Source organism: Paenibacillus hamazuiensis (assembly GCF_023276405.1).
GTDB classification, from domain to species: Bacteria; Bacillota; Bacilli; order Paenibacillales; family NBRC-103111; genus Paenibacillus_AF; species Paenibacillus_AF hamazuiensis.
This window is the reverse complement of sequence record NZ_JALRMO010000001.1, coordinates 1,837,383-1,849,580: the sequence shown is the minus strand read 5'-3', so window position 1 is coordinate 1,849,580 and position 12,198 is coordinate 1,837,383. Positions and strand designations below refer to the sequence as shown.

General features: G+C 53.6%; 14 protein-coding genes. 1 reads left to right on the top strand and 13 read right to left on the bottom strand.

Features of this window, described 5'->3' with window-relative positions; translation table 11 throughout:
• Positions 1 to 775 precede the first annotated feature (775 nt).
• The 10 genes from MYS68_RS07910 to accB form a co-directional block, all read right to left on the bottom strand.
• A complete protein-coding gene (locus tag MYS68_RS07910; RefSeq protein WP_248930845.1) occupies positions 776 to 1,642 on the bottom strand; it encodes a polyprenyl synthetase family protein in 867 nt (288 codons plus the stop codon).
• A gap of 35 nt (positions 1,643 to 1,677) precedes the next feature.
• The gene (gene xseB, locus MYS68_RS07905; protein ID WP_248925310.1) at positions 1,678 to 1,935 is read right to left on the bottom strand and encodes an exodeoxyribonuclease VII small subunit; all 258 of its coding nucleotides are present in this window, start codon (positions 1,933 to 1,935) and stop codon (positions 1,678 to 1,680) included.
• A complete protein-coding gene (gene xseA / locus MYS68_RS07900; RefSeq protein ID WP_248930844.1) occupies positions 1,910 to 3,283 on the bottom strand; it encodes an exodeoxyribonuclease VII large subunit in 1,374 nt (457 codons plus the stop codon). The genes xseB and xseA overlap by 26 nt, the downstream gene beginning before the upstream one ends.
• 13 nt (positions 3,284 to 3,296) lie before the next feature.
• Positions 3,297 to 4,169, bottom strand: coding sequence for a bifunctional methylenetetrahydrofolate dehydrogenase/methenyltetrahydrofolate cyclohydrolase FolD (gene folD / locus MYS68_RS07895; RefSeq protein ID WP_248925309.1), 873 nt, complete (start codon positions 4,167 to 4,169; stop codon positions 3,297 to 3,299).
• Positions 4,170 to 4,222: 53 nt separating this feature from the next.
• Positions 4,223 to 4,690: a transcription antitermination factor NusB gene (nusB, locus tag MYS68_RS07890; protein ID WP_248925308.1), complete on the bottom strand. Its 468-nt coding sequence runs from the start codon at positions 4,688 to 4,690 to the stop codon at positions 4,223 to 4,225.
• Positions 4,691 to 4,779: 89 nt separating this feature from the next.
• Positions 4,780 to 5,007 carry a DUF2273 domain-containing protein gene (locus MYS68_RS07885; RefSeq protein WP_248925307.1) on the bottom strand — a complete coding sequence of 76 codons (228 nt, stop codon included), beginning with the start codon at positions 5,005 to 5,007 and terminating at the stop codon, positions 4,780 to 4,782.
• Positions 5,008 to 5,021: 14 nt separating this feature from the next.
• Complete coding sequence (amaP, locus tag MYS68_RS07880) at positions 5,022 to 5,582, bottom strand: alkaline shock response membrane anchor protein AmaP (RefSeq protein ID WP_248925306.1); 561 nt, start codon at positions 5,580 to 5,582, stop codon at positions 5,022 to 5,024.
• 63 nt (positions 5,583 to 5,645) lie between these two features.
• The gene (locus MYS68_RS07875) at positions 5,646 to 6,056 is read right to left on the bottom strand and encodes an Asp23/Gls24 family envelope stress response protein (protein ID WP_248925305.1); all 411 of its coding nucleotides are present in this window, start codon (positions 6,054 to 6,056) and stop codon (positions 5,646 to 5,648) included.
• A 103-nt stretch (positions 6,057 to 6,159) separates the two neighbouring features.
• Complete coding sequence (gene accC, locus MYS68_RS07870; protein ID WP_248925304.1) at positions 6,160 to 7,518, bottom strand: acetyl-CoA carboxylase biotin carboxylase subunit; 1,359 nt, start codon at positions 7,516 to 7,518, stop codon at positions 6,160 to 6,162.
• Positions 7,519 to 7,536: 18 nt separating this feature from the next.
• Positions 7,537 to 8,037 (bottom strand): acetyl-CoA carboxylase biotin carboxyl carrier protein, encoded by a 501-nt coding sequence (accB, locus tag MYS68_RS07865; RefSeq protein WP_248925303.1) that lies wholly within the window; start codon positions 8,035 to 8,037, stop codon positions 7,537 to 7,539.
• A 279-nt stretch (positions 8,038 to 8,316) separates the two neighbouring features.
• Here accB and MYS68_RS07860 point away from each other — a divergent pair.
• Positions 8,317 to 9,674, top strand: a protein-coding gene (locus tag MYS68_RS07860) for an IS1182 family transposase (protein ID WP_248924449.1) whose coding sequence is annotated in 2 segments (ribosomal slippage) — positions 8,317 to 8,881 and positions 8,881 to 9,674 — 1,359 coding nt in all. Because the reading frame shifts where the segments join, the coding sequence is not laid out codon by codon here.
• A 116-nt stretch (positions 9,675 to 9,790) separates the two neighbouring features.
• Here the strand turns inward: MYS68_RS07860 and MYS68_RS07855 are convergent.
• From MYS68_RS07855 to spoIIIAF, 3 genes are all read right to left on the bottom strand, one after another.
• Entirely contained in the window at positions 9,791 to 10,582 is a 792-nt protein-coding gene (locus tag MYS68_RS07855; RefSeq protein WP_248925302.1) for a SpoIIIAH-like family protein, read from the bottom strand.
• A 64-nt stretch (positions 10,583 to 10,646) separates the two neighbouring features.
• Entirely contained in the window at positions 10,647 to 11,285 is a 639-nt protein-coding gene (gene spoIIIAG, locus MYS68_RS07850; RefSeq protein ID WP_248925301.1) for a stage III sporulation protein AG, read from the bottom strand.
• 209 nt (positions 11,286 to 11,494) lie between these two features.
• Entirely contained in the window at positions 11,495 to 12,184 is a 690-nt protein-coding gene (gene spoIIIAF / locus MYS68_RS07845; protein WP_248925300.1) for a stage III sporulation protein AF, read from the bottom strand.
• Positions 12,185 to 12,198: the final 14 nt, after the last annotated feature.

Here is a 12,198-nt window from a genome sequence, read left to right as displayed (position 1 = left end):
CGGTTTTCATGAACAAAAAAACCGTCTTTATCGTAATAATTCGAGTGGCAGCTTCTTGAGTAAACGCTGTGGCTTAGGTCCAGTAGGTTTTCCCAAGCGGTCACCCTCTCGTCGCCGAAAAGGCGGTTTCCCTTTACGCCCGCCTTGATGCCGTTGCCGGTCATCAGACTGAATTACCACTTAGTCCACACTATAATCCCCAAGAAGCCTCACAGCCGTGAACAGTCTAGGGGTTTTCCCCGGCAGCCCTGAATCATTTTTTAGCCTCTTTTGCAAGCCAGATTTCATACAGCATACGGCGAATGTTTTTTTGGCCGAAAAAACAAACTCCTACCATCTGCAATCCCCTCGGACTCACTCAAGGCAGGCTACGCTGCACGCAAGTCGTTTTAGCATAAGATATCCATAAATAAGAACCTCATACAGGTGAGACTCGCCATGCAGGTTCATACCCCAAGCCGTAGCGATCCTTACCGGCAAGCCGGGTCAGGATGGAGCCACGCACTTGGGCCTCCGCGGAAGGAGGGTCAACGCCCGCATGCCATTGCGGATCGCCCTCCAACCTTAACTCCCAGCATCAGCCCCGGGCTGGGCGCCCAAAGCCAACACCAGGAACTTCATCGATGTGCCCTTCGGCGAATTTTTAGGCCCGCCCTCAAAATGCCGGACTGACTAGAATACTGCACCACTCCGCAAGTTAAACAAGGCTATTATACCACGATAAGCCGCTGCACCTCAACGGAACATGCTCAAGCCGAACTTGCTTCCCTGTCACTTAATGATCGCGCGCCATCAAGTAGTCGGCAAGCTGCAGCAGCCGATCCGGTTTGGGGATGCCGCCCTCGATGATCGCCGACTTCGCTCCCTCGGTAAGCTCCTCAATTTTTCGCTTCGAAGCTTCGATGCCGATAAAATACGGATACGTCACTTTCATCTGCTTTTCGTCGCTTTTGACCGGCTTGCCCAGCTTCTGTTCATCTCCAATCAGATCGAGGATATCGTCCTGGATTTGAAAAGCTAGACCGATATGATGCCCGAACTTCTCCAGCGCCGCGAGCTGCGGCTCCCCGGCCCCCGCCAGACGGGCTCCCGCTTTTAAGCTGAAGACGATCAGATCGCTTGTTTTGCGGACATGAATGTATTCCAGCTCCTCCAGCCGGGTGATCCCTTGTTCTCCGAGTATATCGGCGGCCTGGCCTCCGACCATTCCTTTAGCCCCGGCCAGCACGGCCAAATCCTCAACGATCGAGAGTGCCGCTTCGGCCGGCACCCCGAATTTGCGGTGTGCCTGAACGATGCTGTAAAACGCATGCGTCAGCAAACCGTCCCCGGCAAGAATCGCCATCGCATCGCCAAATACCTTATGATTGGTTAGTTTTCCCCGTCTGTAGTCATCGTTATCCATGGCCGGCAGGTCGTCGTGGATCAGCGAATACGTGTGCACCATTTCCACGGCGCAGGCAATGGGAATAGCAGCTTCGATCCGGCCGCCGAACGCTTCCGCCGCCGCAATGACCAAAATCGGGCGCAGTCTTTTGCCCCCTGCCATCAGGGAATACTGCATCGATTCTTTCAGTTTTTCGGGAATGTGCCATTCCGGCGGAAAAGCAAATCCAAGCTCCGCTTCCACTTTTCGCGCCATATTTTCAATGTAGTCCTCTATGGAGACGCCAACGCTCAATGATTGTCACCTTTCTCGTCCGCTGCCGGATTGAACGGCTTTTTGACCATGCCGCCCTCTTCTTCCAGCAAAATCTCGATTTTTCGCTCCACATGCTCCAGCTTTTGACTGCACAGCTGGGACAACTTCATCCCTTCCTGAAAAAGCTCGATCGCTTTTTCCAAAGGGACATCGCCGTTTTCAAGCTGGAGCACGATATGCTCCAGCTTCTCCATCGCCTGCTCGAAGCTAAGCGCCGTTTCCTCGTTTGTCATCCGGTTTCTCCTCCATCGCCCAGACGTGCGCGTCGACACGCCCGTCCTTCAAACGCAATTTCAATATGTCCCCGATTTGTACCTGATTGATAGAATTGATGATATGTTTTTCCTTCTCATCGTACACCAAGCTGTATCCGCGCTGCATCACCTTGAGCGGGCTGAGCGCGTCGAGCTGCCGAACGTGCGTGAGCCATTCCTGCTTGCGCTGCCGGAGCGTCACCTGCATCGACTGCACAAGCTGGCGCCCTGCCGAATCGAGCCGCTTGCGGGCGAACATCGCCTGATTTTTCGGATTGTGCGCCGTCAGCGTCCGCTCCAGCTTCATCAGCCGCTCGCCCGCTTTAGCCAGCCTGCCGTTCATCTTGTACGCAAGCTGCTCCTTGAGCCGGTCAAGCCGCTGTGCCGGCTGAAGCAGCTGCCGCTGCGGATACATGAGATATGGCGAACGCTTCAGTGCGCCAAGCTTCTCCTTCTTCCGGTTCACCTGACGCGATAAAGCGGCGTAGAGGCTTTGGCTTATGAAGCTGAGCTGCTGCTTCAGCTCCATATGGTGCGGCACGGCCAACTCGGCGGCGGCGGTTGGAGTGGCGGCCCGAAGGTCGGCGACGAAATCGGCGATCGTAAAGTCGGTTTCGTGGCCGACCGCCGAGATGACCGGTATGTTCGACGCGCTGATGCTGCGGGCGACGATTTCTTCGTTAAACGCCCACAGCTCCTCCAGCGACCCGCCGCCGCGACCGACGATCAGCACGTCGACTTCGGCTCGGGCGTTCATCGCTTCGATCGCTTTGACGATGGACGGCGCCGCCTGCGTACCCTGCACCAGCACGGGGTAAAGCAAAATCGGCACTGCCGGATAGCGCCGCTGCAGCGTAATGATGATGTCGCGCACCGCCGCTCCGGTCGGCGACGTGATGACGCCGACCGCTTTCGGAAAACGCGGAATCGGTCTCTTTCGCGAAGCGGCGAACAAACCTTCGGCTTCGAGCTTTTTTTTCAGCTGCTCGAAGGCCAGGTAGAGGCTCCCGATGCCGTCCGGCTGCATTTGCGAAACGTAAAACTGATATTGACCGTCGCGCTCGTAGACGGAAATATTGCCGCAGGCGAGCACCTTCGACCCTTCCCGTGGCATAAAAGAGAGCCGCTGGTTCTGCGAAGCGAACATCACGCATTTGAGCCGGCTCTCCGCATCCTTCAGCGTGAAATACATATGTCCGCTGGAATGGTGCGTGAAGTTGGAGATTTCCCCGCGCAGCCACACATCCTGCAGCCCCGCATCGCCCTCCAGACGCATTTTGATATAGCGGTTCAAATCTTTGATCGACAGGACTTTCCGTTCTTTCATCGACATTTCGCGTTCACGCCTTGACGGCCGTTTCAGCCTGTGACGCTCTCTTCGCCGCTTCCAATGTATTGCGCAGCAGCACCGTAATCGTCATCGGGCCGACGCAGCCGGGAACCGGCGTAATGTAGCCCGCTGTGTCGAGTACGTCCTCAAAATCAACGTCGCCGGCAAGCTTTCCCGTATCGAGCCGGTTGATGCCGACGTCAACGACAACGGCACCCGGCTTGACATGCCGCTTGCCGATCATGTTCGCCTTGCCTACGGCGACGACGAGAATGTCCGCCTGCCGTGTAATTTCTTCCATATTCGGTGTGCGCGAATGGCAGATCGTCACGGTGGCGTGCTCCCTGAGCAGCAGGAGCGCCATCGGTTTGCCGACGATGTTGCTGCGCCCGACGACAACCGCATGTTTTCCGGCGATCGGAATGCCGACTTTTTTCAAAATCTGAATGACACCGGCCGGTGTACAAGGCAGTGGCGCATCTTTGCCGATTGTCACATTGCCGACGTTCGTCGGATGGAAGCAGTCGACATCCTTTTCGACCGCGATTTCCTCGACGACGCGTTCTTCCGAAATATGCTTCGGCAGCGGGGATTGCACAAGGATGCCGTGAATTTTCGGGTTTCCGTTAAGCTCGCGAATCAGCTGCAGCAGCTCGGCTTCGGACGTTTGTTCAGGCAGGCGGTGAACCTCCGAATACATTCCCGCCTCTTCGCAAGCTTTCGCTTTATTGCGCACATACACTTGCGAAGCCGGATCTTCCCCGACGATGACGACCGCAAGCCCGGGCTGCGTCCCCCGAGCCGTCAGAGCATGAGCTTCTTCCTTGATTTCCGCGCGGTAAGAACTTACGATTTCTTTTCCGTTAATGACATGTGCCGACATGGCTTTTTCCCCTCCACGATTTCAATTCTCGCTGGTAGCAGGCTAAACCGAAACTATTGTTCGTGTTTTTGCAAAGCTTTCGATTTGATCGCTTCCAGTTCTTTGATCATCCTGCCCAAAACGCCGTTGACGAACTTGCCCGACTCCTCGGTGCCGAAATGTTTGGCCAGTTCGATCGCTTCGTTGACGACGACCTTCGGCGGCACGTCTTCGCGGTAGATCATTTCGTATACGGCAAGGCGCAGCACCTGGCGGTCCACCCGGGACAGCCTGTCCATTTGCCAGCCTTTCAAATATTCGAGCAGCAGCTCGTCAATCGTAGGCAAATGTTTCTGCGTTCCGTCGACGAGTTCCTTTATGTACTGCGGCGAAATTTTGTCGTCACCTACGTCCAAATTCGCTTCGTTGTCGTTTTCCGCTTCCTCTATGGCGATACGGATCGCCTCCGCTGCGGACACCTGATTCATTTCCATTTGATATAACACCTGAAGCGCGATTTCTCTGGCTACTCTGCGTTTCATGATTGTCCCCCTTATCGGAAAAACGAAATCGTTTCTCCTATTATAATGGCAAAATGGGCCATTTCCAAACGGAAAGACCCGAAACGTTCTCATTTGAACATTCTCCACCGGTCGGACAGCCAATCCCGCGTGTCTTCAAACGGAAACAAGGGCTCGCCCCGATCCGCCTTTACCCCGAAATAATAACCGAGAAAGACGATAAAAGCAAAGATCAGCATGTCCCAAAATCCGAAAAACAAGTAGATGAAGCCGAGTCCGATGCCCCCCGCGACGCCGAGCACAACTCCCCGGTGATGTTCCCACAGCTGTTTCCACATGGGCCTGTCCACCTCTATTCGACTCTGCTTCTAAATGTCGGAGCAGTTTGCTGAATGTTGGCCACGTATACGGAGACCATCGCCACCGGAATTCCCGTTATCTCTTCCACATGCCGTTTCACGGCGCCTTGCATTTCTTCCGTGAGCGCCGGAATGGAATTCTCCCCGTCCACAATCGCGCGTATCGTAATGTCAAGTCCGGCGTGGTTCACTCGGACCCGCGACTTTAAATCTTTGACCCCGCGCGTGCGGTTCGCCGCCTTCAAAGCCAGATTTTCGACGGTATCAATTGAAATGCGGATATCGCCGAATTCCGTACGCTGGTCGATGGAAGGCGCCTGGGCGCGCCCCGGACGGACGGCTATGTAAAAAAAGCGGATGCTGATCAGAAAAAGAACGATCATGCACGGGATAAACGTAAAAGCAATTTTTTGATCATAATAAACATCGCGCAAAAAGCGGCCGGCGTCCTCATACGGAATCCAAGCAAAGGCTGCAGCAAGCGCAAGGGCCGAGCCTACAAGCACGGCAAGCGTATACAGAAACAACAGCAGCCTGTCGAGCATTTTTACCACAAAATCTTACCCCTTCCACATAGAGCAAACCCCCTGGCATCAGCAGGGGGGCTCTTGGTCGTATTATTTTACGCGCTGTACGACGTTTTCCGCTTCTTCCGCTTTGTCCATGCCTTTGAAAAGCACGTCGTGAATATGAACATTCACCTGAACGACGCTGAGGCCGGTCATCGATTCGATCGCGTGTTTGACGTTTTGCTGGATCGCGCCGGCAACTTCCGGAATTCGGAAGCCATATTCGATAACTACGGATACGTCGATCGCCGCTTCCCTTTGACCGACCTCCACCTTGACGCCTTTGGACAAGTTTTTACGGCCGAGCAGCTCGGCGATGCCGCCGGCAAAACCGCCGCTCATCCCGGCAACTCCCGGCACTTCTATCGTAGCAAGACCGGCGATCACTTCAATAACCTCGGGAGCGATTTGAATGGTGCCCATCTCGGTTTTTTCATAATCCGCAAGCGCTGCGTTCATGGTATGAACCTCCTAAAAAGTAAGTTTTCGCCTGACAGACTGGCTCCGGAGCATGTCTTATCTTATAACTATACCATTATCCGAAATATATGACAAATAATCGTCAAGATTCCGGATCGTTTACGTCATGCTCCTCGAGAAACTTGATATCGTGGTCGCCGGCGATAAATTTTTTATGGTCCATCAGCTTCAGGTGGAACGGGATCGTCGAGGATATCCCCTCGATCGTAAACTCGGATAAAGCCCGTTTCATTCGGGCAATCGCGTCGTTTCGATCCGTTCCCCATACGATCAGCTTTGCGATCATCGAATCATAATGCGGCGGAATCGTATATCCCGGATAAGCGGCGCTGTCCACGCGCACCCCGAAGCCTCCCGGAGGGAGATAGAACTGAATTTGTCCGGCGGAAGGCATAAAATTGCGGTTAGGATCTTCCGCATTGACGCGGCATTCGATCGCCCAGCCGTTAATTTGCACGTCTTCCTGGCGGAACGACAGGCGCTCGCCTTCGGCTACGCGGATCATCTCTTTGATGATATCGATGCCGGTGATCATCTCCGTCACCGGATGCTCGACCTGAATGCGCGTGTTCATTTCCATGAAGTAGAACCGGCCGTCGGGCCCGAGCAAAAACTCGAGCGTGCCCGCTCCCGAATAGTTCACCGCTTTGGCGGCGCGAACGGCGGCATCGCCCATCGCTTTTCTCGTTTCCGGTGTGAGGATCGGGCAAGGCGCTTCCTCGACGAGCTTTTGACGGCGGCGCTGCACCGAGCAGTCGCGCTCGCCCAAATGGACGACGTTGCCGTGCTTGTCCGCCAAAATTTGAATTTCGACGTGCTTCATGCCCGTCAAATATTTTTCCAGATAAACGCCGGCGTTGCCGAACGCTTTCTGCGCTTCCTGCTGGGCGGTCGTAATTTGCGAGATCAGCATTTCTTCGTTTTCGGCGATGCGGATGCCTTTGCCTCCGCCCCCCGCGGTCGCTTTAATGATCAGCGGGTAGCCGATTTCCCGGCCGAGCCGGATCGCCTCGTCCAAATCTTCCACAAGGCCGTCGGAGCCCGGAATAACAGGTACGCCGGCGTCCTTCATCGTCTGCTTGGCGACGGATTTGTCGCCCATCTTGCTGATCGCTTCCGGAGAAGGACCGATAAATGTGATGTTGCAGCTTTCGCAAATTTCCGCGAAATCGGCATTTTCGGCAAGAAAGCCGTAGCCCGGATGAATGGCATCGGATTCGGTCAAGGTCGCGACGCTCATAATATTCGTCAGGTTAAGGTAGCTGTCTTTGGACAAAAACGGACCGATGCAGTAAGCCTCGTCCGCCATGCGGACATGGAGCGCATCGCGGTCCGCTTCCGAATATACGGCTACCGTGTAAATGCCGAGCTCCCGGCAGGCGCGTATAATGCGGACAGCGATCTCTCCGCGGTTGGCGATCAATATTTTGTGAAACTTCACTGGGATTCCTCCTGAAAATTACTCCGGTTTAACTAGGAAAAGAGGTTGTCCGTACTCGACGAGCTGGCCGTTTTCCGCGAGCACCTCGACGATTTCGCCTCTCACTTCGGCTTCGATTTCGTTCATCAGCTTCATCGCTTCGACGATACATACGACCGTCTTCTCGTTCACACGGTCTCCTTTCGATACGAATGCGGGCGCGCCCGGAGACGGTGCTTGGTAAAAAGTTCCTACCATCGGAGAGACGATTGTATGTAAATTTGGGTCGGCTGCCGCTTTCTTCTCCGCGGCAGGCGCAGGCGCCGCCGCCAGTGCGTCCGTGCCCGGCTGCTCCGCGCGGGGATGCGCCAAAACCGGCGCATATGCTGGTTGAACCTGCGCAGGCGCGACGATGACGGATTCGGTTTTATTAGGCTTGCGAATGAAAAGGCGCGACCCTTCGCTTTCGATTTCAAGCTCTTGCAAAGTAGATTGATCGACCAGTTTAATTAATTCTTTAATCTCGCTAAGCTTAAACAAATACATTCACTCCTTCAACGTTGGTGAAACATGGAACCGTGAGACTAATGTATTATATCACAACCAAGTCGCGGACATAAACATCAAATCTATGATTCCACCTTCCGCCCGTCGATTCCTTCCGCGAAAAAACACTTCTTTTGACGAAAAAACCCCTGCGGCACGGCCGCAGGGCAGCCTGTTGAAAAACCCAACAGGCTACTTTTTCGTTCAATATCTTTAACAAATTACCGCGTTAATATGTTATAATGTAAATATACTCTTAAGGCGGTGGATCCTATGCTTCGCTCTAATCCGAATGTCCAAAATGAATATGAATTGGTGTGTATCGAGGAACTGGTTCATCCAGATCATCCTCTTCGTAAAGTACATAAGCATATCGACTTTTCCTTTATTCTCGACTTAGTCCGTCCTTATTACTGCGAGGATAATGGACGTCCCTCGGCAGATCCCATCATGCTTTTCAAGATGCTATTGATCGGGTATCTTGACGGCATTCGCTCCGAACGACGGTTGGAAAGAGAGGTTTTCTCTAATAATGCTTATCGATGGTTTCTGGGGCTTGGGCTCAAGGATCGCGTGCCGGATCATAGCACCCTTAGCTACTTTCGTGAACGTCTTCAAGAAGGCGATGTACTTCAACAAATCTTCGACCGGGTCGTTCTGCTTGCTATTCAACATCGTCTCGTTGCCGGTCGGGTACTTATCACCGACTCAACTCATCTTAAGGCCAATGCGAATAAACGAAAGTTTGTTCAAGAGGAAGTAACCAAGAGTACGAAGGCCTACATGGAAGAACTGGACGAAGCAATTCGTGCCGATCGCGAGGCTCATGGAAAAAAGCTTTAAAGCCACGAGAGGAGGTGGAAGAAACCAAACTAACGAAGGTAAGCACAACCGATCCGGAGAGCGGTTATATGGTGCGGGACGGTAAGCCGGAAGGCTTTTTCTATCTCGATCATCGGACCGTCGACCACAAATACAACATCATCATGGATGTCCACGTCACTGCCGGCAATGTTCACGATTCTGTCCCTTACATAGAGCGTTTGGAACATATCATCAAGAAGTTTAAATTCGAAAAAACACTGGAAGCCGTCGCACTGGATGCAGGTTACTTCACGTCGCACATTTGCAAAAAGCTTCAAGACAAGAAAATATACGCGGTCATCGGAGGTAGAGCCTTTACCCCAGTTAAAGGATTAATGGCTAAGTGGCGATTTAAGTATGATGCGGAGAACAATGTGTATATATGTCCACAAAAACACGAATTGAAATATACGACAACGGATCGCGAAGGCTACAGACAGTATAAGTCGGATCCGAATCATTGTGCGAACTGCCCCATGCTCAAAGAATGTACCCGGTCCCGGAATCACCAAAAAGTCATCACCAGGCATGTATGGCAGGATAGTAAAGAGTGGGTAAAACAAAACGGTAGAAGCAAGTCCGGCAAATATCTCTACCGCTTACGATACCAGACGATTGAGCGAAGCTTCGCGGATGCCAAAGAGCTCCATGGGCTTCGCTACTGCCGGTTCCGCGGCCGAAACAAAGTGCAGCAGCAAGCATTACTGACTGCACTATGTCAAAACATTAAAAAGATCGCCAATATCCTGGCTAAAAGGGCCGGATAAGAGGCGATCTTCTATTTTTAGGGCTAAATTCAAAAAATGATCCTACAAAAGCCCCGAAAAACCGGGGCTTTGTCAACAATCTGCCCTGCGGCACGGCCGCAGGGGATATTTACCGGTTAAGGCATATACTGAACGACGATATTTTCCGGGCCTACGCTCATTTCTTTCATCACTTTGTCGACGATGCTGACCGCCTGGCTTTTTTCCAGCTTGTTTGTCTGAACGACAATTTTCCATTTGCTCGCTTCTTCGTTCACAAAGACTTGCGGGAAATCCTTCATCAGGCTTTCTTCGAGATTGGTGATTTTCGCTTCCTTATCCTCGAGCTTCCGCAGATCCTCATAGGCTTTCGAAACCGCTTCGGTGTTTTGCTTGGAGTCGGTGATGATCGTCATCAGCTTTTCCGTCTGCTTGCCCATTTCTTCGTTGCGCTTCAGTTGCTGGCTGACGAAAAAGTCGGAACCGGACGTCGCCTGCGCCTTCACCTGGTCGAGTATTTTGGCGTCGGATTTAGCCGCATCCGTGCCGGTCTGCGTTTGCGCCGCCGTCGATTTGGAGTCCGTTTTCGCATCGGTTTTCACGCTGCTTGCTTTGGAATCCGCAGCCCCCGCGTTTTGCTTGGAAGCATCCACAGTCCCGGTCGAGCTTGCTTTGGCGTCGGTTTTCGCGTCCGTCGGAGCGGCAGCTTTCGCGTCTGCTGCCGCATCCGTGCCTGCTCCGGACGATTTCGCCTCGGTGCCCGAAGTGCTGTGTTCATTCGTCGTCACTTTGATTTCGCTGCCCTGCTTAACGCCTGTGCCGGTAAACTCGAGCTGGTTCACGTCTTCCGTGAACAAGTAATAAGCGGAAAGGACCACCATCAAGCTGAGCATCGATACCAGCCAAACCGTTTGTCTTTTTGCATTCATCTTCAAATTCCTCCTTTAATTTAGGCGCTTTGCGCTGTATGGTTAATGGTTGAATTGCCGTCGGTTACTGCTTGCGGGGCAATATCGAGATGCGGTGTGCGGGTACGTCCAATCCGCGTTCGACCGCCTCGCTGATCATCTTTTTGACCGTCAGGTTTTCGGCCCCTCGCGCTACGACCAGGACACCGCGAATTTTCGGCTTGATCGTTTTCAGAATGAGCGGCTGTTTGCCGCCGGATACTTCGTAGAGAACGACTTCTCCCCTCCGGGTAACATCGGTGACGTGCCGGGTCGCGCCGTGCTGATCCTTTTCGTTCGTCGTCTGCTGCGTTTCCTGGGTGTTGCGCTCGACGGCGACTTCTTCGGTGGACTCGATCGTCACCAGCACTTCGACATCGCCGACTCCGACGATTTTGGTCAAAATGTCGCGGAGCTGAGCCTCGTAAGCCTCCTCGTATTCGCGAAACGATGTCTGCTCCTTGCCGCCGCCGGAGCCGAGAAAGGCCGGCTTCTCCGACTGGGGCGGCGAGCCGCGGCTCTCGCCAATGGGGTCGAGTTCTTTTATATGGATAAAAGAATTCAGGATCATGAATGCTGCACCGATCAGCCCAACGAGGATGAGCCAGCGGAACGTCTGTACCCGCTTCGTGCCGCCTTCCCCGCCTCCCAGCCATTTTTCGATCAGTTGGATGAATTTGCCCATTGGTTCACCTCGGTTCGTGGAGGATTGATTGAGAAATGTAACGCTTCGGTGAAGGGTGCTTCGTTCCGGAAGTCCAATGAATAATTGTCCGCTTCGAGTGCGGATCGTTTCTCCTCAGATGATTATTCACCGGACTTGCCGATTTCAAAGCAGCTCGCTTCGCCCCTGCGGCATCCTCATCACCTGCGCTTGGGTATCTCAAACAGTCCTCATTTTTTTTCAAAAGTAATGTCGACCTGTTCCGGCTTTAGCTGCCATTCCTGGCGAAGCAGGTTCAGCACGGCGGCTTTGGTCTGCTCCTCCTTCGGCGACGACGCCGATTGGGCAGGTTTGGCGCCGGCCTCCGTTTTGAGAGGCTGGATATTTATGTTGACAGGCTGGACCGGCTCAATGCTGATGTCATTGCCTGGTTTTCCCGCTTGGGGTTTGCCGGTACCCTGTTCCTGTAAAGCGATGAGTACGTTCCCGATGGAAGCTTGGCCTTTCTCATCCTGGACGGTAGTCACGCGTACGCTCTTGACCGCCATGCCGCTTTGCTTCTCGATGTTCTCTTTCATGCGGGCCGCAAGCTGCTCTTCCACAAGCCGGCGAGATTGCCGGTTTTGCATCTCCCTGAGCTGATCGGACTGCCGCTCGATCGCATTTAGCGAAGGCAAAGCCCCGCCGCTGCCGCCCGAACTTCTTTCCCCGGCCGCAGTCGCCTCGGCGATCAGCCGGTCCGGATCCCATTTGTCGTGAAGCAGCCCGAACACCGGATTCAGCAGCGTCAGCAGAATGAACAGGCTGATGACTGTTTTTACGTACCTCTGCATCGTGCTGCTCGGGAGGATCAAATCGATAAATGTCGCCAGCAGGATGACCAGAACGATTTGCCGCAGCCACCCGCCGAGCCATTCCATGCGCCTTCACTCCT